We start from the raw sequence: 20,253 nt of genomic DNA, 5'->3' as shown, positions 1-20,253 counted from the left end.
AGGATCATTACACGCAGAAAAACGAGGCTGTCGCCTGCCGGCTGCTGCAGCAAGCGACCGAATGGTCGCAGTGCTTGCAACGGCTGGCAAGTCAGGCCTCGTTTTATTGTTGACCCGAAGGGATGCCTCTTATGAAAACAAACAAGCCGGAACAACCGAAAATAGGCAGTGAGGAACAAATTTCGTTAGGCAGTCTCGATAGGCGGCTGCAGAAAATTGCTGCTGATTTGGAGCATACCCAGATAGCGGAGTATGTGGACTTGTTAAACAGACCGCGAACGCTGATCTGGAAAAACCTGCTTGCTGGTACAGCAAGAGGCGTTGGAATCGCTATCGGCTTCACTTTTTTTGCTGCAACTATTCTATACGTACTGCGTATTCTTGGCGCTTTGAACCTGCCGATTATCGGCGACTACATAGCGGATATTGTTAGGATTGTACAAATTCAGCTGGAAGGCAAAACCTATTGAGAATCAATTATTTTGGGCATCGTCCGTCTCAAGTCCATGGTCACCCTCACCTGTATCCAAATAATGCATATATTCACGATTGCGAATGACGGAAACGTGACGCCCGGTAATATCGGTAGCAAGAAAGCTCTCAAGCGGCTCAACATACCCATCATTCTCAAGAGCATCAATACCTACATGTTCATAATCGGTAACGTCTCGGTTCTCAGACATGGCAGGTGAATCTGCATTGCCCCATTGCTCGACAATCTGCCAAGCGTCTTCCCCATCGAAGCCGTTATAGGAATCTTGCTCATCCATACTGGTACGTCCAAATGGAGGATCAAGCACGAGTTCCTCAACTGGCCTGCGAAGAGACAAATGCTGCCTTGGCGCATGCTCAATACATTGAAGCGTATCGGGAACGGCATCCAGCCTCTCGAGAGGGATGGGTTCATTGCAGGTCGCACATATGCCGTAGGTACCGCTTGTTATAGCGTTCAAAGCGGCATCAATTCGTCTAAGATGAAGTTCTTCCTGTTCCAGTAAAGCAACATCCTTCTCCCGCTCATAGAGCTCGGTTGCCGTGTCGCCGGGGTGATTGTCAATGGATGTGAGTTCGCCGGTATCATCACGCAGCGAATGGGACAGGCCATAATGATCGTTGCTTTCTAGTCGGTGTTCAATTTCACGCTGCTCATCAAGCAATCTGCTTTGCAGCAACTTGATATGAGCGGTTGTTGGCATGGTCATTTGGAGCACCCTCCTTAACAGGGAACATAATTGCAGAGTTAGCTTTTGCAAAAACGCGGATTTTCAGTATGGACTTCAATGGAAGATCACACGGCAGCGCTGGCTCTCATTTGGCTTGTTATGCTACAATTGGCTGGTAATCGATAATAACGCACGCGGTTTGCTTGAAATATAGCAAAAATATGAGTTTGCTCATGCTTTCTCTATATTTCTTGGAATGAAACGCACTGCGCCGCCAGAGGACGGCAACAGTCGTTTTGCCTTGCTTGATGTGAGCCGCCATTCGTTAAAAACGTTGCTTTACAAAAAAATAGGAGTGATATGATGCGTTTTTATTATTACTGGGTAGCGGTTTTAGTGTTTATCCTTGATTTTGTAACCAAAAGATTAATTGAGTCAAAATTAGAAATCATGGAGCAAATTAGCGTTATCGGTAATTTTTTTCTCATTACATCGCACCGAAACCGGGGTGCGGCATTCGGCATTTTGCAAGAGCAGCGCTTTTTTTTCATCATTATTACGATCGTAATCGTAGCAGGTCTTATATGGTACATACAGGCAATGAAGAAATCTGCAAAGCCTAGACTGTTAATCGGACTCGGACTTGTGCTTGGAGGAGCGATAGGCAATTTCCTTGACAGAGCTCGGTTCGGCGAAGTAACTGATTTCCTGCAATTCAATTTCGGAAGCTATGCGTTTCCCATATTCAACGTGGCCGATTCGGCAATCGTCTGTGGTGTGGCCCTAATACTAATTGACACCTTGTTATCTGCAAAGGATGAGAAGGATCGTTCGCAAAATGGAGAGGACAAGGATCAAAACAATCATGAGCAGCAACCTGTATAACGAAGAACCATTGGAGTGGATTGCAGAAGCGGAGCAATCTGGAGAACGTGTAGATAAGTTTGTAACGGACAGTCTGGATGACAAGGCAGTATCCCGAACGCAGGTGCAGGAGTGGATTAAAGCCGGCGCCGTTCAAATTGACGGGAAAGTAGCGAAAGCGAATTTTAAAATCGTAGAAGGCAATCAGGTTGTCCTGCATATTCCTCAGCCCGAGGAAGCTGCAATTATCCCTGAGAATATTCCGTTAGAGGTTATCTATGAGGATTCGGATCTGATTGTTATCAATAAGAAACGCGGTATGGTGGTACATCCAGCGCCTGGACATTCTTCGGGCACGCTTGTTAATGCCCTCATGTATCATTGCAAGGATCTGTCCGGCATTAATGGCATGATTCGTCCAGGTATTGTGCATCGTATTGATAAGGATACAACCGGTTTGCTAATGGCAGCCAAAAACGACCTCGCCCATATTTCACTTGCCGAGCAGCTCAAGGATCATACGGTTACGCGGAAATATATTGCCCTCGTGCATGGCAATTTGCCGCATGATCAAGGCACGATTGACGCCCCAATTGGACGTGATCTAAATGACAGGAAACTATTTACGGTAACAGAACGCAACAGCCGGCATGCGGTCACTCACTTTCATGTATTGGAGCGGCTTGGCGATTACACGATTGTAGAACTGCAGCTGGAGACGGGACGTACTCATCAAATTCGTGTGCACATGAAGTACATCGGTCACCCGTTAGCAGGAGATCCTGTATATGGCCGGAATAAGACGGTTGCGTTGAAAGGACAAGCTCTGCATGCAACACTGCTTGGCTTCACGCATCCGCGAAGCGGAGAACGATTGGAATTTGAAATGCCGCTGCCTGCTGATTTTGAATTTGTGCTTAGCAACTTGCGCTCGAGATAAATCGAAACGTGCAAAAGTGCAAACTTTTCACCACTTTATTCATTATTTAGAGCAAAGAAGTACGTTATTCTAATGAATATGTACAGATGCAAATGAAAAATAAGGATAGGTGACAAGAAATGACATCCATTAACCAAAATTACTTGGAGCTGCAAGGCAGCTACTTGTTTTCTGAAATTGCTAAACGCCGTACGAAGTTCATTCAAGATAATCCGACTGCTGAAATTATTAGCCTAGGAATTGGCGATGTAACTCGCGGTTTGCCTGATGCTGTACTGAATGCTATGCACAGTGCGGTAGACGAGCTTGCTGCACCAGGTTCATTCCGTGGTTACGGACCTGAACAAGGTTATGACTTCCTTATTAACGCGATTATCGAAAATGACTATAAGGCCCGCGGCATCGAGATTGCGACGAATGAAGTGTTCGTAAGCGATGGCTCGAAATGTGATGTCGGTAATATTCAAGAGATTTTCAGTGAAAACAGCATCGTTGCGGTACAAGATCCCGTGTATCCAGTATACGTAGATACGAATGTTATGGCTGGCCGTTCAGGCAAGTACAACCAGGAGACGAAACGTTACGAGAACATCGCTTACCTGGAGTGCACAGCTGAGAACGACTTCAAACCAAGCTTGCCAGATCGCAAGGTTGATATTATTTACTTGTGCTATCCGAACAACCCGACTGGTATGACGTTGACTAAGGAAGAACTTAAAGTATGGGTTGATTATGCTAGAGCGAACAACTGCATCATTCTCTACGATTCAGCTTATGAAGCGTTCATCCAAGAAGAAGATGTTCCACACAGCATTTATGAAATCGAAGGTGCTCGCGAAGTAGCCATCGAATTCCGCAGCTTCTCCAAAACAGCAGGCTTCACAGGCGTACGCTGTGCATACACAGTTGTTCCGCGCGAGCTGAAGGGCCTAGATGCAACTGGTAATGAAGTGCTGATCAACGATTTGTGGAATCGCCGTCATACGACCAAATTTAATGGTGTATCCTATGTGACACAACGCGGTGCCGCTGCGATCTACTCAGCAGAAGGCAAAGAGCAAATTAAAACATTGGTTGATTACTATATGACCAACGCAGCGATTATTCGTGACGGACTAGCTTCGCTTGGTTTGGAAGTGTTCGGCGGCGTCAATGCGCCTTATATCTGGCTCAAAACACCGAATGGCATGGACTCATGGTCATTCTTCGACAAGCTTCTGACGGAAGCGAACATTGTAGGTACGCCAGGTGTAGGCTTCGGTCAAAGCGGACAAGGCTATTTCCGTCTAACGGCTTTCGGAAGTCGCGAGAATACGGAAAAAGCGGTTGAACGGATTCGTAAGTTAAGCCTTTAGTATCCAGCGCTATCTCTGCATAGCTCATCGGGATTCGACCACACTATGTACAAGCGGAATTACTCTTTTGTACTTGACATTGCTCGTCTGGCGTGGGATAATTCTTATGATAAACAGCAGTACCTTTAACTCAGTCCCGAGAGGCTGGCAAGGTAGCGTGAATAACAAGTCTATAGAAGAGAACAATAGGACAGCCTGCATGACTGCTTTCTGTGACGGAAGCAGTGAAGGCTTGTACCCTATCTCTTCATGACTTTCACAAGCTCCTTGCGATTTCTGCAAGGAGTTTTTTTGCGACCTGGCATTTGGGCGATAATGGAAGGAGTCAGCGGGAATGACGGAGGAAGAGCATTTGGTCATCATGGATGAAACAGCGATTCGTCGTGCATTAACGCGAATTGCTCACGAAATTGTGGAGAAGAACAAAGGGATCGATAATTGCGTAATTGTCGGCATTCGTACAAGGGGCATTTACTTGGCCCGTCGGATTGCAGAACGTATTGGAGAAATCGAAGGCAAGCCTGTACTTGTGAGCGAGCTCGATATTACACAATACCGCGATGACCGTAAGGTAGGAATGGGGGCGGATGTGGAAATCGCATCCGCAATCGGAGACACTGACGGCGTTCCTTTCAATGTCCATGACAAACGAATCATATTGTTCGATGATGTGTTGTATACCGGTCGGACGATTCGGGCGGCAATGGATGCGCTTATGGATTATGGGCGGCCGCAAAGCATCCAATTAGCTGTGCTCGTAGATCGGGGTCACAGAGAACTGCCGATTCGACCTGATTTCGTCGGCAAGAATGTACCGAGTTCCAAGCAAGAGCAGATTGAAGTGGCTCTTACTGAAATCGACCAGATTGACCAGGTAACAATCATTAACCAGAGGGGGCAAGCCGGATGACGATTACGAAGCTTAAACAACAGAGTTTGCTCGGATTAAAAGAGCTTAGCCAAGAAGAAATTGAGTCGATACTTGATCGCGCGGCATATTGGGAAAACCACGGTACAAAGGTTCACCAGACGCTGCAAGGCAAGTTTGCAGCCAATATGTTTTTTGAGAACAGCACGCGTACCCGCTTCTCCTTCGAAGTGGCAGAGAAGCGTCTTGGCACGGAGGTGCTGAACTTCTCGTCCGCTGTATCAAGCGTTCAGAAGGGTGAGTCGATCTACGATACCGTTCGCACGCTTGAATCAATGGGCATCGATGTTGGTATCATCCGCTTGAAGCCGATCGGCGTACTTGCTGAGCTGGCAACCAAAATCAAGGTGCCGCTTATTAACGCGGGCGACGGTAACAATGAGCATCCAACACAAGCGCTGCTGGACATGTATACGATGCGCAAGCATTTCGGACATCTTAAAGGCTTGACGGTTTCGATTATAGGCGATGTGCTGCATAGTCGAGTGGCAAGATCCAACCTGTGGGCGCTGCAGAAATTCGGAGTCAATGTGAACTTCTGCTCACCGCCTAACATGCAGGCAACTGAGCTTGATGTTAAGTATGTAAGTATGGACGAAGCGCTGAAGTCGGATGTCGTCATGATGCTTCGCGTGCAGCTTGAGCGTCATGAGAGTGGGATGCTGAGCTCAGCCGAGAGTTATCGTGAGCATTATGGTCTGACGGTGGAGAGAGCGAGCAAGCTGGCTAGCCACGCTATCATTATGCACCCGGCACCGATTAACCGAAACGTTGAGATTGACGACGAGCTGGTCGAGCACCCGCAATCGAGAATTTTCCCACAGATGGAGAACGGGGTTCCTGTCCGTATGGCCGTCATCGAGCGGGCACTTAGCTAGCAGCTGCAACATAAACTGAACAATTCCGGAGGGTGAATAAACGATGTCATTATGGATTATTAACGGTAACGTATGGAATGAAACTTCCGGCAGCCTCGAGAGCAAACATATCCGCATTGAAAATGGCATAATTGAAGCCATTGTAGACGGTACGCAAACGCCTGATACTGGCAGTGCACAAGTTGTTGATGCACAGGGCAAGCTAGTATCACCTGGCTTTATCGATATGCACGTCCATCTGCGTGATCCTGGCTTTGAATATAAAGAAGACATTGCAACAGGCACACGTTCTGCGGCGAAGGGCGGGTTTACGACCATTGCTTGCATGCCGAACACACGTCCTGTTACAGATACTGCAGAGACGGTTCGCTACATTACCAATAAAGCAGAGCAGGTTGGTATTGTGAAAGTGCTGCCTTATGCTTCAATCACCAAAAACGAGCTTGGCCGTGAGCTTACCGATTTCGCATCGCTCAAAGAAGCTGGAGCGATTGGCTTCACGGACGACGGTGTCGGTGTGCAAAATGCGCAAATGATGAAAAACGCAATGGCGCTAGCTCAGTCTATGGATATGCCGATTATCGCGCATTGTGAAGACGATACGCTGGTGGAGGGCGCATGGGCTTCGGAGGGCGAGTTCTCCCGCAAGCATGGTTTGAAGGGGATTCCGAATGAATCCGAAGCGATTCATGTCGGCAGAGACATTCTGCTAGCTGAAGCAACAGGTGTGCACTATCACGTCTGTCACGTGAGCACGGAGCAATCGGTTCGGTTAATTCGCCTTGCTAAACAGATTGGTGTGCGTGTAACCGCTGAGGTATGTCCGCATCACCTGCTGCTCTCAGACGAGGACATTCCGGGCCTTGATGATGCGAATTGGAAAATGAATCCTCCACTTCGTACGCCGCGCGATGTTCAAGCGGTTATCGAAGCAATCGAGGATGGTACCATCGATATGGTTGTTACTGATCATGCACCTCATAGTGCGGAAGAAAAGGCTCGCGCTGTCCAGCTTGCACCATTCGGAATCGTCGGCTTCGAGACGGCATTCCCGCTCTTGTACACGAAATTTGTACAAACAGGCAAATGGACCCTCGGGTTCCTCTTGCAGAGAATGACAGCTGACCCTGCCCGTGTATTCCGGCTTCCGACAGGTCGACTGGAGCAAGGTGCACCAGCGGACATAACGATTGTCGATCTAGAGAACGAGCGGGCGGTAGATCCAAGCACGTTCGCATCGAAGAGCAACAATACGCCGTTTGGCGGCTGGAAGCTTAGCGGCTGGCCGGTAACGACCATTGTAGACGGCGCAGTCGTTTGGTCGGAATAAACGCTTTTAATCGCTTACTTAAGCTAATATATAGGATGATTCAACACCTGAGGAGTGAAACGGATGCAAGCAAGATTATTGTTGGAAGACGGTACATTATTTACGGGCCTCTCGTTCGGCGCTGAGGCGCAAATGATGGGCGAAGTTGTTTTTAATACAGGAATTACAGGTTATCAAGAGGTTCTATCAGATCCATCCTACTGCGGACAAATCGTTACAATGACATACCCGCTAATCGGGAACTACGGCATTACACGCGACGACTTTGAAGCGATGCGTCCGTTCATTCACGGCTTTGTCGTACGCCGTCATGAAGAAGTGCCAAGCAACTGGCGCGCACAATATTCCCTAGGACAGCTTCTCAAAGAATACGGCATTCCGGGTATCAGCGACATCGACACACGGATGCTAACACGCAAGCTTCGCAACTACGGTACAATGAAGGGCCTTATTACAACAGGCAATGAGCGTATCGAAGAGCTGGCTGAACGTCTGAACATCTCCAAGCTGATGACAGACCAAGTAGCACGTACATCTACTTCACATGTGTTCTCGAGTCCTGGTCAAGGCGAGCGTATCGTCCTTGTAGACTTCGGTGCCAAAAGCGGAATTCTTCGCGAGCTGACGAAGCGCGGCTGTGACGTAGTAGTCGTTCCACACAACACAACAGCAGACGAGATTCGTCGCCTTGCACCTGATGGCATTCAACTGTCGAATGGCCCTGGGGACCCGCAGGATGTACCTTATGCTGTGGAAATGATTTCTGAGCTGCTGGGTGAATTCCCAATCTTCGGTATTTGCTTAGGCCACCAGCTGTTTGCCCTTGCATGCGGAGCTCAAACGACGAAGCTGAAATTCGGACACCGCGGCGGAAACCACCCAGTCAAAGAATTAGCAACAAACCGCTGCTATATTACTTCACAAAACCATGGTTATACGGTATTGGAAGAGTCGGTTAAGAATACACCGCTATCCGTTACGCATATCAACAACAACGACCGTACGATCGAAGGATTGAAACATAATACATTCCCAGCATTCTCGGTTCAATATCACCCAGAAGCAGCTCCTGGACCTTACGATTCCAGCTATCTGTTCGATGAGTTCCTGCAAATGATCCGTACGCATAAGAAAAATAACCCACAAAAACCTCGTCAAGCAGTGTTGTCGGAGACGTTAAAAGGAGAGCTTCAGTATGCCCAAAAATAATGAACTCAAAAAAATTCTCGTTATCGGATCCGGGCCAATTGTCATCGGACAAGCGGCGGAATTCGACTATGCCGGTACTCAGGCTTGTCAAGCGCTGAAAGAAGAAGGCTACGAGGTTGTTCTTATAAACAGTAACCCAGCAACAATCATGACTGATACGAATATGGCTGATAAAGTGTACATCGAGCCAATCACACTAGATTTCGTATCGCAAATTATCCGCCAAGAGCGTCCGGACGGACTTCTTCCGACGCTAGGCGGACAAACTGGCCTTAACATGGCGGTTGAGCTTGCCCGTGCAGGCGTACTGGAACGCGAGAATGTGAAGCTTCTGGGAACACAGTTGACTGCGATTGAGAAAGCTGAGGATCGTGACTTATTCCGCGACTTGATGCGTGAGCTTGAGCAGCCTGTACCGGATAGTGATATCGTCACAACCGTTGAGGCAGCTGTTAGTTTCGCGAATACAATCGGCTACCCGATTATCGTTCGTCCTGCGTACACGCTTGGCGGTACAGGAGGCGGTATTTGTGCGAACGAAGAAGAGCTTCGTGAGACAGTGGCTTCAGGTATTCGTTACAGCCCGATCAGCCAATGTTTGATCGAGAAATCGATCGCAGGCATGAAGGAAGTCGAGTATGAGGTTATGCGCGACGCGAACGATAACTGTATCGTTGTCTGCAACATGGAGAACTTTGACCCGGTTGGCGTACATACAGGCGACAGTATCGTTGTAGCGCCTAGCCAAACGTTGTCCGATCGCGAGTACCAAATGCTTCGTTCAGCATCACTGAAAATCATTCGTGCACTTAACATTGAAGGCGGCTGTAACGTACAATTCGCCCTTGATCCACAAAGTTATCAATACTATGTCATCGAAGTTAATCCGCGGGTTAGCCGCTCGTCGGCGCTGGCTTCCAAAGCAACTGGTTATCCTATTGCCAAAATGGCTGCTAAAATCGCAATCGGCTACACGCTTGATGAGCTTGTCAATCCGGTTACAGGCCAAACCTATGCATGCTTTGAGCCTACCCTTGACTATATCGTATCGAAAATTCCACGCTGGCCTTTCGATAAGTTCGTGAACGCGAACCGTAAACTGGGCACGCAAATGAAAGCAACGGGCGAAGTAATGGCGATTGGCCGTACATTCGAAGAATCGATCCATAAAGCTGTTCGCTCACTTGAGATTGGCGCACACCGCATTCATCTGAAGGAAGCATCGTCCCTTGAAGAGTCCGTACTTCGCTCACGCCTTGAGAAGCCGGATGATGAGCGTATGTTCCTGGTTGCAGAAGCGTTCCGACGCGGCTTCCAACTGCAAGAGATTCAAGATATCACCAACATCGACTGGTGGTTCCTGGATAAAATCGAGCAAATCGTAGCGTTCGAGGACCGTATTCGCAGCGAAGCTACATTGACGGAGCAAACGCTCTATCAAGCGAAGCGCAAAGGCTTCTCTGACCGCTCTATTGCTGAGATTCGCAAAGAAGGCTTCCCGAACGGCAGCCACACGAACGAAGATGATATCCGTGCTTTGCGTGTACAGCTTAACCTGAAACCTGTTTACAAAATGGTAGATACTTGCGCAGCTGAATTCGAAGCTTCAACGCCTTACTACTACTCCACATATGAAGTAGAGAATGAAGTTACCATTACCGATAAACAGAAGGTGCTTGTGCTTGGGTCAGGTCCGATTCGGATTGGTCAAGGTATCGAGTTCGACTATTCAACCGTACATGCGGTTTGGGCTATTCAGAATGCAGGTTATGAAGCGGTTATTATTAATAACAACCCAGAAACAGTATCGACAGACTTCAGCACTTCGGACAGACTTTACTTCGAGCCGCTGTTCTTCGAGGATGTAATGAATGTTATTGAGCAAGAAAATCCAATTGGCGTTATCGTTCAATTCGGCGGTCAAACTGCAATCAACCTTGCAGCGCCTCTTGCCAAAGCAGGCGTACGTATTCTTGGCTCCAGCCTTGAGAGCATCGACGCTGCAGAAGATCGCAAGAAGTTCGAAGCTTTGCTTCGCGGATTGAATATTGCACAGCCAGATGGTAAAACGGTCATCTCTGTTGATGAGGCGGTTGTTACGGCGCAAGGACTTGGTTATCCGGTACTTGTTCGTCCATCTTACGTACTCGGCGGGCGCGCAATGGAAATCGTATACTCGGATGAAGAATTGCTTAGCTACATGGAGGTTGCTGTCAAAATCAACCCAGAGCATCCGGTACTTATTGACCGCTACATGTTAGGTAAAGAGGCAGAGGTTGACGCGATCTGTGACGGCGACACAGTTGTCATTCCAGGTATCATGGAGCATGTCGAACGCGCAGGGGTTCACTCCGGTGACTCGATCGCCGTGTATCCGCCACAGTCTCTGTCGGAAGATATTAAACAGCAGATCGTTGACATCACAATCAGCATCACGAAAGCACTGAATGTTATCGGACTTGTGAATATCCAGTTCGTAATCCATCAAGAGAAAGTGTACGTGATCGAGGTGAATCCGCGTTCGTCTCGTACTGTTCCTTTCTTGAGTAAAGTTACGAATATTCCGATGGCTAACCTGGCTACGAAAGCAATCCTAGGCACGAAGCTTGCAGACCTCGGTTATGTAGATGGCTTGTGGCCTGAGGATGAATATGTTTCAGTGAAGGTTCCAGTGTTCTCCTTCGCTAAGCTTCGTCGTGTAGACCCAACACTTACACCTGAGATGAAGTCTACAGGCGAAGTAATGGGACGCGATGTACAATATGCGAAGGCTCTATATAAAGGACTTATCGGAGCAGGAATGAAGATTCCAACTTCAGGCGCCATTATTGCTACTGTTGCTGACAAGGACAAAGAGGAAGCAACAGAATTGCTGCGCGGGTTCTTCAATCTTGGATACAAAATCATTGCAACAGGTGGTACGGCTAAGGCTTTGGAAGATGCTGGACTTATCGTGACGACCGTCAACAAGCTGAGTGAAGGCTCACCTAACATTCTTGACCTCGTTCGTGAAGGCCAAGCACAGTTTGTGGTTAACACGCTGACAAAAGGCAAAGCCCCTGAACGCGATGGTTTCAGAATTCGTCGTGAAGCAGTTGAGAACGGCGTAGTATGTATGACATCGCTTGATACGGTTCGCGCATTGCTTGTCATGCTGGAGACATTGAACTTCTCATCTCGCTCCATGCCGGTATTGCTTCAAAAAAAATAAGCTCTTCGCAGCTTAAAAAGTACGGCCAGCGTTAATTGCTTTGCTAAGCTCCTTTGGACCTATAGTCCATCCGGAGCTTGGCAGGAAGCAAACGTATGGCCGTTTATTATGCAAATAAGCAAAGAAATGAGGAAATGACGGATGAAGTTAACGAATGAGCAGGCAGCAGGACGGATTATGGTCGCGCTGGATTATCCAGATGCGAATGCGGCTGAACGATTGATCTCAGAACTTCAGGGCATTCCGTGCTATATGAAGGTAGGAATGCAGTTATTCTACGCGGCAGGCCCTTCGTTTGTTCAAAGCTTGAAAGAACGAGGCTACTACGTGTTTCTCGATGTGAAAATGCATGATATTCCGAACACGGTTAAGGGCGGGGCAAACAGTGTGGCGAAGCTCGGCGTAGATATGTTCAATGTTCATGCCGCAGGTGGCAGCGCGATGATGGAGGCGGCACTGGAAGGTGCGGATATGGCGATATCAGGCAGCGGTTTGAAAATGCCATCCATTATTGCAGTTACACAGCTAACGAGCACTAACCAAGCGACACTAAACGAACAAATCGGCATTGAAGGGACAGTCGAAGCGGCTGTCATTCGCTATGCAGAACTGGCTCGAGGGGCTGGACTTGCTGGAGTCGTTGCGTCACCTTCAGAGGTAGAAGCAATTAAAGCAGTATGTGGAACTTCTTTCCAAACCATCACACCAGGCATTCGTCCGACTGGTTCGGCTGTTAATGATCAATCACGAATTATGACGCCGAGCGAGGCGCTGAAGCAAGGTACGGATTATATGGTTATCGGTCGTCCCATTACAGCTGCGGCGAATCCAAGACTTGCACTAGAGATGATAATTGAGGAGCTGACTTCCCATGAGTAATGTAACACTAACAGAATTGCCTGATCTAATTGCCAAAAGCTTGCTTGAAATTGAAGCTGTCGCGTTGCAGCCGAATGATCCATTTACTTGGACCTCAGGCATTAAATCTCCAATCTATTGTGATAACCGTCTTACGATGACCTATCCGGCTATTCGCGATCTGATCGCAGAAGGCTTCGCAACCATTATTCGCGAACGCTATCCCGATGCGGAGGTTATTGCAGGAACATCAACTGCGGGCATTCCACATGCAGCTTGGGTTGCGCAGAAGCTGAACTTGCCAATGGCCTATATCCGGGACAAAGCGAAAGGACACGGCAAGCAGAACCAGATTGAAGGCAAGGTGCTTCCTGGGCAGAAGGTCGTTGTTATTGAGGATTTGATTTCTACTGGTGGCAGCTCCATTAAAGCAGCGCTTGCGGTTAGAGAAGCCGGTGCAGAAGTATTGTCCGTGCTTGCTATATTCACATACGAGTTCGACAGTGCGAAACAAGCCTTTGAAGCTGAACAGGTACCACTAACAACGCTTTCCAATTACAGTGCGCTTATTCAATCTGCCGTCGAGCTTGGGAAGGTTGCTGCCGAGGATGTAGTAACACTACAAGCTTGGAGACAAGACCCACAAGCTTTCGGTAAATAGCAGCACGCTGCATATATCAAAAGGCATGTTCTCTTGTACAGGAGAATATGTCTTTTTTCTTGGAATTCTACAAAAAAATTTAAAAAATTTAACAAATGACTATTTCCAATTGCAATATATATCCGATAAACAATATAGAGATGATGAACTAAGAGGCGGGATGAGAAATGAGATTGTCGTTACGTTTTAGATTGGCTTTACTTGCAATTGTACCACTTGCGTTTTATTTTTTTACTGGTTTTTATTTGCTTGATCAGCAAGGCTCTAATTTTAACCAAATGAAAGATGAGATTTATGAAACGTCAAGCAGAGTAGATTCGTTGATTCTGAATGCAGATCGTGACATGTACCAAGCCTATCAAGCTTATTTGCGAATCGAATCAGGCACACTTGATCAGGCAACCGCAGATGCTGCACGTGAAGATTTGGCTCTGAACATTAAGCAAGTCGATGAACGTGTCACTGAAGCACAAACGATCTTGTTCAAAAAAGGACTGCAAACGCTGGCTGAAGGAGAGTCAAAGCGCAGCATTGATCAAATATTGATCGAATTCCGTGCGAATTATAATTTCTGGACCGAAGCAGCAGTGAAAGCGGCAGCAGACGGAACAGCAAAGTTTCAAAATAGTCAAATTGACGACAGTTTCAAGAAAAGTCGTTCGGGTATAGATGAAATTGGTCAAAGCATTGCCGTATACGCAGATATGATTATCGTTAACATTACGGAGGAGCTGTATACTACACAGCTTACTGTGTTTATCATTATGTTATTAGTAACGCTTGCTATTAGCTTCGCCGTCTATTTTACGATTAGGCATCTGATGAAAACAATTAAAAGCGTTGTGTTTAAAACGAAAAGCGTAGCCGAGGGTGACTTGACCGTGCTTCCGGATACGAAGTACAGCAAGGACGAGCTTGGCAGCATTTCTCGCTCAGTTGATCATATGATTGAGGCTATGAATCGATTAATTAGCGGCATTGCAGGTAATGCGGCTGAAGTAGCCAAGTCTACAGACGACCTTACGACGACTTCCAAAGAGTCTGCTGCTGCAGCTGAACATGTAGCCCAAAATATCAATGAGGTAGCCAACGGGTCAGAGGTACAGGCTAGAGGAGCGGAGGAGACTTCTCGTGCGATTGAAGAGATGACAATCGGCATTCAGCGCATCGCTGAGAATACGGCGTCAATTGCGGAAAAATCGTCATCAACCTCCGAGCAAGCAGGACTCGGCCATGATTCACTGCTTCGGCTGATCTCACAGATGGATGAGGTTTCCACAGTGGTTCAGAAGCTATCCACAACGATAGGTACGTTGGAGCATCGCTCCAAAGCAATCGGGGCAATTGCTGATAATATTACGACTTTCGCTAACCAAACGAATATTCTGTCCCTAAATGCTTCCATTGAAGCGGCACGTGCGGGTGAGCATGGCAAAGGGTTCGCAGTCGTTGCAGGTGAGATACGGAAGCTGGCAGCGGGATCGCTAGAATCTGCGGATGGTATTAATCAGCTTGTGAATGAGACGAGGACTGAGATCTCAGGTGCGTCTGCATTCATGGCTCAAACGCTTGAGGAAATGGAACGAGGAACCGAAAGGGTTCGTGATGTACGTCAGAATCTGGATATTATCGTAGCCTCTATTACTCAGATGAGCGAGCAGATTCATGAGAATTCAGCAATAACGCAGCAGATGTCTGCAAGCTCGGAGCAGGTTAGCGCATCGATGGAGCAATCAGCTTCAACTGCGATTGCCAACCTTGATAAGACGGAGAGCGTTGCAGCAGCAACGGAGGAGCAGCTTGCTCTGATGGATAACATTTCGTCCGCAGCCAATCATTTGAAAGATATTGTGCATGATCTGGATCAAGCGATTTCTCATTTTAAAGTGAAATAATTGTGAACGATAAGCTGCCGCTGGCGGATTGCGAAAGCAACTGTCGGGGGCAGTTTTTTTGAAAAAATATAGGAAAAGATATGAGTTTGCTCATCCTTTCTCGATACGTTTCGGCGAAATGATAGCTTCTAGGAAAAGGAAGTCGTCAGGCGTTTCTTCTTAATAAAAAAAGTTTTTAAAGTTGTTTGAAATTGACGTAACTTTTTGAGCATGTCCTTCGTCTATCATGTAAGATTAGAATTATGAAAGCTGGTTAAGGAGGGATCGGAAGCGCTAATGGCCATTCCGCAGGAAGAAGATCAGAGTACAGAAGCGCAGCTTGAGCCCGCCGAGGAAAGACGCAATCTACTGACAGTCAACGATGTAGAACGTACGTTTCAAGTGGGTGGTTCTCCGCTGCATGTATTGAAGGGCATCCGAATGGAGCTCAAGGAGAGCCAGTTGGTAATGCTAAGGGGCAGATCCGGATCAGGCAAGACGACATTGCTGAATTGCTTAGGTGGGCTCGATACGCCTAGCAAGGGAGAAATCTTGTTTAACGGCTTGCCTTTCCATAGTATGAGCGATAATCAGCGTACGTTAGTAAGGCGTAAGCACATGGGCTTTATATTCCAAGCTTTTGCGCTTATGCCGCTTTTGTCCGCTCGGGAGAACGTTGAGCTCTCTCTACGCATGGCCGGCGTTCCGCGTGCAGAGTGGAAAGAAAGAGTTCTTCAATGCTTGGAACTGGTTGGTCTCGAGAGACGCATGAATCACAGACCCTTCGAACTATCCGGAGGTGAGCAGCAGCGTGTTGCCATTGCGAAAGCCATTGCGCATAAGCCGATGCTGCTGCTGGCCGATGAGCCAACTGCTGAGCTCGACTCTGGTATGTCGGCACAGATCATGGCGGTTTTCCAAAACATCATTCGCACTGAACAAGTTTCTATTTGTATGACTACACATGATCCTACGATTTTGGAGGTTGCCGACCATGTCTATGAAATGGTGGACGGGAAATTTATTTAAGCGTTCAATTGTTGTTGTGATGAGCGTTTCCCTAATATTTGCAAGCGGGTGTTCATTATTGCCTGCAGAAGATGAAGAAGAGGTATTGCCTGAGATTGCTCCGCCCCAAATATCGAAGAAGCCTGAATATGAGGTGACAACGGCTACTTTGGAGACGAAGGTACAGGTTATTGGCAAGCTCATTTCCTTGGAAGAAGAGACGTTGTTCTTTACGTTAGACGGCAAACACTTGAAAGAGCTTAGCGTGAAAGCCGGCGATTCGGTGAAGGCAGGTCAGACGATTGGGCAGCTTGATGTCGATGATCTGGTTAAGACGCTGCGTATGGAAAGACTCGCATTCAAGAAAGAAGAAATTGCGATGAAGGAAACGCTTCGCCAGCGTGACGAAATGGATCCAATCGAGTTCGAAGAGAAATCGATTGCCTTCGAAGAACGCAAGCAGAAGCTGGTAGACATGGAAGAGGAGATCGGCAAGGCTACTTTGACAGCTCCTTTCAGCGGGACGATCGTTACGCTGAATGTGCAGAAGGGTGATTTGATTAAAGCCTATGCACCGATTGCAATCGTAGCGGATACCAGTAAAATTACAGCAGCCGCGAAGCTCACGAAAACCGAGCTTGAGAAAGTAGCTGTTGGACTTGAGGTTGTTGCGAACATTAGCAATGTGGGCACATTCAAAGGCAAGATCAAGCTGCTGCCTGTGAAAGCAGAAGAAACGAATAATGGTGGGGGAACACCTGGTGAAGCGAAGCCGGAGCGGCCAGAGGATTTCCTTATTGTCGATCTGAAGGATTTGCCGAAAAACCTGAACCGCGGAACACCGTTGTCCATTAACATCATAACGAAGCGCACCGAAAATGCCATTGTTATTCCTCCTTCAACGCTTCGTTCGATCGGTTCTCGGACTTATGTGCAGGTTATTGATGCCGAAGGCAAACGTGAGGTTGACGTAGAGGTCGGTCAGCAAACCTCGACGCAGATCGAAATTCTGCAGGGGTTGAAGCCGGGGCAGAAAGTTGTAGGTCGATAGCCAATGGGAATTCCGCTGTTTCGTTTTTTGTTCCGCAAAATGTGGAACACGCGCTGGCTAACCTTAAGCACGCTGGCAGGACTGACACTGGCGGTTGCTTTCGCAACAAGCATTCCGATGTATGCAGATGGCGCACTCAAAAGGGTTGTTGCCGAATCGCTTCAGCAGAAGAGCGCAGGACTGCCGGCCGGCTCCTTACTTATGAGGTACCAATCGCCTGCTGGTGGCAAAACCGATATAAACTCGCTAACGGAGCTTGAACGGTATATTACGGATGGGGTGCCTAAGGAAATTGGTTTTCCGTTTGGTACGTATGTCAACAGCTATTCCATTCGTGGTTCCGAGGTTGTACCTGAGGATCCAGCCAAAGTGGATGCAGGTCGCAATCGCCAATTGACGATGATGACGATGTCTGGCCTTGAAGCCAACACGGAGTTAACGCAAGGCAGATGGTTCGTCAACGCTGAGGGCGACGGTGAGCTGCTCGAAGCCGTTATGTTCGAGGAAGCCATGTACCGCAATGATGTACATATCGGCGATGTGTTTGAATATCCGATATACGGCGGGCTTGACCTAACCTTGCGTGTCAAAATCGTCGGGGCTGTTAAACCGATCTCCGATACGAGCTCTTATTGGTATCAAGGGATGGAGAGCCTGTTGAGCACGCTGCAGATAAGCGAACCAGCATTCGATAAAGTGCTGCTCGCGAAGAAAGGCATTCCGCTTCATAACGCAAGCTGGTATTATGCTTTCGATCTGTCGGAAATTCAAACGAGTCAATTAACGCCGCTTGGGAAGACGCTTGAACGATTGAATATCGAATTGTACCAGCGTCTGAAGGATACAAGGGTTGAGATTTCCTTTGCATCCACCCTTACCGAGTTTAAAAAACAAAGTCTTCAATTGCAGACGCTTCTCTTCACACTTGCTGCTCCTATGCTGGCTATGGTATTTTTCTTTATTGCAATGAATGCGCGCCAGTCGCTTGACAAGCAGCGAAGCGATATTGCTGTGCTTCGAAGCCGTGGAGCGGGGACACGCCAAATCATTTGGATTTACTTGCTCGAAGGCGTTCTACTTGGTGGCATTGCGCTCGCCAGTGGACCGTTTATCGGCTGGTTTATGGCGAAGAGCATCGGTTCAGCGAATGGATTCTTATCCTTCGTCAACCGAAAGTCTATACCGGTTGGCTTCTCAACAGAAGCCATGATTGCAGGTGCAGCGGCAGTCGTGCTGGCACTTCTTGCGACAATTATTCCTGCTGTTATCTACGCACGATCGTCAATTGTCAGCTACAAGCAGGATCTTGCTCGATCTGACCGTAAGCCAAGCTGGCAGCGCTGGTACTTGGATGTGCTGCTGATTGGAGCGGCTGGCTACGGCTGGTATATGTTTAATGAGCGTCAAATGCTGACATTTAAAACCGGTATGACGACGGATCAATTGAACGTTCAGCCGTTTCTTTTCTTCGTTCCGGCACTGTCTATTTTTGCACTAGGATTATTTTTCTTGCGGCTGTTTCCTTGGCTGCTCAAGCTATTTACATGGCTCGGACGCAAGTTTTTGCCTGTACCGCTTTATTTGACACTCATGCAGCTGTCACGCTCATCTAAAGGCTATTATCCATTAATGATTCTGCTCGTTCTGACTCTCGGACTAGGTGTATACAACGCATCAGCAGCACGAACGATCGATTTGAACTCGACGGAGCGCACGCTTTATAAGTATGGTGCGGACGTCACGATTCAAACGGTATGGGAAGGTTCAGCAGAACTCACGACGACGCCAAGTAATGGCGGTTCAGGCGGGAATGGCGGTGGTTCAGGCAGTGGTGGTTCAGGTGGCGGAAGCGGCGGCGGTTCAGGCGGTGGCTCCGGTGGTGGATCTGGAGGTGGCGGCGGTCAAAGCGTACCAACTAAGATCATGTATACCGAACCGCCATTTGAATTGTTTCGCAAGCTTGAAGGAGTAGAATCGGCAGCAAGGGTACTTCAAGCAAAAGGAAGTGTCGTTATTTCTGGTAAGTCCATCGGTCAAGGTACCGTTATGGGCATCGACAATGTCGATTTCTCCAAGGTAGCCTGGTTCCGCAATGATCTATATGCGGTTCACCCGTTTAACTATTTGAATAATCTTGGCGTGTATGAGAATGGGGCATTGATTCCATCTAAGGTAGCTGAGAAATATCAGCTCAAACTTGGCGATCCGGTGTCGGTTGGCTTCGCGGAAGGCAAGGTGGATTTTGTCGTAATGGGCATCCTCCCTTACTGGCCAAGTCAATACCCGGATAAATCACCATTCATCATTACGAATTTGGATTATATCTATGATCAGTTACCGCTTATTCCCTATGAGGTATGGATCAAGATGAAGCCTGATGCAAAGGTCGCGCCAATCGTTACGGAGCTGCAGAAGGCTGGGATTGAGATTGCTTCTATTAAGGATGTTAGAAGTGAATTAATCGCGCAATCGAAGCTTCCAACACGCGGCGGTGTGTTTGGAATATTGAGCTTAGGGTTCCTAGTATCCGTTGTTATAACATTGGCTGGCTATGTATTGTTTTGGTTCTTTAACCTGTCGGGACGTGTCGTTCAATTCGGTGTGCTTCGTGCGATGGGCTTATCCCGGAAGCAGCTTACGGGCATGCTCCTGCTGGAGCAGTTATTCACAGCAGGGCTTGCGATTGGACTTGGTGTTCTCATCGGCAAAGCAGTCAGTTTGCTCTTCTTGCCATTTCTTCAGACAGCAGAGAATGCGGCAGAAACGGTGCCGCCGTTCCGAGTTATTTTCGATTCGAATGATACGAATCAGTTGTTCATTGTAGTCGGTGTGATGATGCTGATTGGTGCCATGCTGCTCTTCCTTCATATCAGAAGGCTGAAAGTGCATCAAGCGGTCAAGATGGGAGAGGAACGATGACAAC

At 47.8% G+C, this 20,253-nt stretch carries 16 protein-coding genes; 15 read left to right on the top strand and 1 reads right to left on the bottom strand.

Annotated features, from left to right (window positions below):
- Positions 1-131 precede the first annotated feature (131 nt).
- Positions 132-470, top strand: a complete 339-nt coding sequence (locus FGT79_RS06415; RefSeq protein ID WP_171056100.1) for a DUF5665 domain-containing protein — start codon at positions 132-134, stop codon at positions 468-470.
- A 3-nt stretch (positions 471-473) separates the two neighbouring features.
- On the opposite strand, the gene FGT79_RS06410 is transcribed toward FGT79_RS06415, so the two are convergent.
- Positions 474-1,202 carry a TraR/DksA C4-type zinc finger protein gene (locus FGT79_RS06410; RefSeq protein WP_138751901.1) on the bottom strand — a complete coding sequence of 243 codons (729 nt, stop codon included), beginning with the start codon at positions 1,200-1,202 and terminating at the stop codon, positions 474-476.
- A 324-nt stretch (positions 1,203-1,526) separates the two neighbouring features.
- Between FGT79_RS06410 and lspA the strand changes: the two genes are divergently transcribed.
- From lspA to FGT79_RS06340, 14 genes are all read left to right on the top strand, one after another.
- Positions 1,527-2,048, top strand: a complete 522-nt coding sequence (gene lspA, locus FGT79_RS06405; RefSeq protein ID WP_138752949.1) for a signal peptidase II — start codon at positions 1,527-1,529, stop codon at positions 2,046-2,048.
- Positions 2,029-2,967, top strand: coding sequence for an RluA family pseudouridine synthase (locus FGT79_RS06400; RefSeq protein ID WP_138751900.1), 939 nt, complete (start codon positions 2,029-2,031; stop codon positions 2,965-2,967). The genes lspA and FGT79_RS06400 overlap by 20 nt, the downstream gene beginning before the upstream one ends.
- Before the next feature lie 119 nt (positions 2,968-3,086).
- Positions 3,087-4,322, top strand: coding sequence for an LL-diaminopimelate aminotransferase (locus tag FGT79_RS06395; protein ID WP_138751899.1), 1,236 nt, complete (start codon positions 3,087-3,089; stop codon positions 4,320-4,322).
- A 334-nt stretch (positions 4,323-4,656) separates the two neighbouring features.
- The gene (pyrR, locus tag FGT79_RS06390) at positions 4,657-5,232 is read left to right on the top strand and encodes a bifunctional pyr operon transcriptional regulator/uracil phosphoribosyltransferase PyrR (protein WP_138751898.1); all 576 of its coding nucleotides are present in this window, start codon (positions 4,657-4,659) and stop codon (positions 5,230-5,232) included.
- Positions 5,229-6,128 carry an aspartate carbamoyltransferase catalytic subunit gene (locus tag FGT79_RS06385; protein WP_138751897.1) on the top strand — a complete coding sequence of 300 codons (900 nt, stop codon included), beginning with the start codon at positions 5,229-5,231 and terminating at the stop codon, positions 6,126-6,128. The genes pyrR and FGT79_RS06385 overlap by 4 nt, the downstream gene beginning before the upstream one ends.
- 43 nt (positions 6,129-6,171) lie before the next feature.
- Positions 6,172-7,458, top strand: a complete 1,287-nt coding sequence (locus FGT79_RS06380) for a dihydroorotase (RefSeq protein ID WP_138751896.1) — start codon at positions 6,172-6,174, stop codon at positions 7,456-7,458.
- 63 nt (positions 7,459-7,521) lie between these two features.
- Positions 7,522-8,667, top strand: a complete 1,146-nt coding sequence (carA, locus tag FGT79_RS06375; protein WP_138751895.1) for a glutamine-hydrolyzing carbamoyl-phosphate synthase small subunit — start codon at positions 7,522-7,524, stop codon at positions 8,665-8,667.
- Complete coding sequence (gene carB / locus FGT79_RS06370) at positions 8,654-11,878, top strand: carbamoyl-phosphate synthase large subunit (RefSeq protein ID WP_138751894.1); 3,225 nt, start codon at positions 8,654-8,656, stop codon at positions 11,876-11,878. The genes carA and carB overlap by 14 nt, the downstream gene beginning before the upstream one ends.
- 141 nt (positions 11,879-12,019) lie before the next feature.
- Entirely contained in the window at positions 12,020-12,757 is a 738-nt protein-coding gene (gene pyrF / locus FGT79_RS06365) for an orotidine-5'-phosphate decarboxylase (protein WP_138751893.1), read from the top strand.
- The gene (pyrE, locus tag FGT79_RS06360) at positions 12,750-13,397 is read left to right on the top strand and encodes an orotate phosphoribosyltransferase (RefSeq protein WP_138751892.1); all 648 of its coding nucleotides are present in this window, start codon (positions 12,750-12,752) and stop codon (positions 13,395-13,397) included. The genes pyrF and pyrE overlap by 8 nt, the downstream gene beginning before the upstream one ends.
- Positions 13,398-13,564: 167 nt before the next feature.
- Positions 13,565-15,292, top strand: a complete 1,728-nt coding sequence (locus FGT79_RS06355) for a methyl-accepting chemotaxis protein (RefSeq protein ID WP_138751891.1) — start codon at positions 13,565-13,567, stop codon at positions 15,290-15,292.
- A gap of 276 nt (positions 15,293-15,568) precedes the next feature.
- Complete coding sequence (locus FGT79_RS06350; RefSeq protein ID WP_138751890.1) at positions 15,569-16,300, top strand: ABC transporter ATP-binding protein; 732 nt, start codon at positions 15,569-15,571, stop codon at positions 16,298-16,300.
- Positions 16,266-17,330, top strand: a complete 1,065-nt coding sequence (locus FGT79_RS06345) for an efflux RND transporter periplasmic adaptor subunit (RefSeq protein ID WP_138751889.1) — start codon at positions 16,266-16,268, stop codon at positions 17,328-17,330. Before FGT79_RS06350 ends, FGT79_RS06345 begins: the two co-directional genes overlap by 35 nt.
- Positions 17,331-17,333: 3 nt before the next feature.
- Complete coding sequence (locus FGT79_RS06340) at positions 17,334-20,249, top strand: ABC transporter permease (RefSeq protein WP_138751888.1); 2,916 nt, start codon at positions 17,334-17,336, stop codon at positions 20,247-20,249.
- Positions 20,250-20,253 lie beyond the last annotated feature (4 nt).

Origin of the sequence: Paenibacillus sinopodophylli (assembly GCF_005930355.1) — a bacterium.
Classification (GTDB): Bacteria; Bacillota; Bacilli; order Paenibacillales; family Paenibacillaceae; genus Pristimantibacillus; species Pristimantibacillus sinopodophylli.
The sequence above is the reverse complement of the archived record's forward strand: the minus strand, read 5'-3'. Positions and strand labels throughout refer to the sequence as shown.

Excerpts from the sequence above, each read along its gene's own strand:
- pyrF (WP_138751893.1), top strand. The coding sequence starts at position 12,020 with ATGAAGTTAACGAATGAGCAGGCAGCAGGACGGATTATGGTCGCGCTG.
- FGT79_RS06355 (WP_138751891.1), top strand. The coding sequence starts at position 13,565 with ATGAGATTGTCGTTACGTTTTAGATTGGCTTTACTTGCAATTGTACCA.
- FGT79_RS06380 (WP_138751896.1), top strand. The coding sequence starts at position 6,172 with ATGTCATTATGGATTATTAACGGTAACGTATGGAATGAAACTTCCGGC.
- FGT79_RS06395 (WP_138751899.1), top strand. The coding sequence starts at position 3,087 with ATGACATCCATTAACCAAAATTACTTGGAGCTGCAAGGCAGCTACTTG.
- lspA (WP_138752949.1), top strand. The coding sequence starts at position 1,527 with ATGCGTTTTTATTATTACTGGGTAGCGGTTTTAGTGTTTATCCTTGAT.
- FGT79_RS06410 (WP_138751901.1), bottom strand. The coding sequence starts at position 1,202 with ATGACCATGCCAACAACCGCTCATATCAAGTTGCTGCAAAGCAGATTG.
- pyrR (WP_138751898.1), top strand. The coding sequence starts at position 4,657 with ATGACGGAGGAAGAGCATTTGGTCATCATGGATGAAACAGCGATTCGT.
- FGT79_RS06340 (WP_138751888.1), top strand. The coding sequence starts at position 17,334 with ATGGGAATTCCGCTGTTTCGTTTTTTGTTCCGCAAAATGTGGAACACG.
- FGT79_RS06385 (WP_138751897.1), top strand. The coding sequence starts at position 5,229 with ATGACGATTACGAAGCTTAAACAACAGAGTTTGCTCGGATTAAAAGAG.
- FGT79_RS06415 (WP_171056100.1), top strand. The coding sequence starts at position 132 with ATGAAAACAAACAAGCCGGAACAACCGAAAATAGGCAGTGAGGAACAA.
- FGT79_RS06350 (WP_138751890.1), top strand. The coding sequence starts at position 15,569 with ATGGCCATTCCGCAGGAAGAAGATCAGAGTACAGAAGCGCAGCTTGAG.
- carA (WP_138751895.1), top strand. The coding sequence starts at position 7,522 with ATGCAAGCAAGATTATTGTTGGAAGACGGTACATTATTTACGGGCCTC.
- pyrE (WP_138751892.1), top strand. The coding sequence starts at position 12,750 with ATGAGTAATGTAACACTAACAGAATTGCCTGATCTAATTGCCAAAAGC.
- FGT79_RS06345 (WP_138751889.1), top strand. The coding sequence starts at position 16,266 with ATGTCTATGAAATGGTGGACGGGAAATTTATTTAAGCGTTCAATTGTT.
- FGT79_RS06400 (WP_138751900.1), top strand. The coding sequence starts at position 2,029 with ATGAGCAGCAACCTGTATAACGAAGAACCATTGGAGTGGATTGCAGAA.
- carB (WP_138751894.1), top strand. The coding sequence starts at position 8,654 with ATGCCCAAAAATAATGAACTCAAAAAAATTCTCGTTATCGGATCCGGG.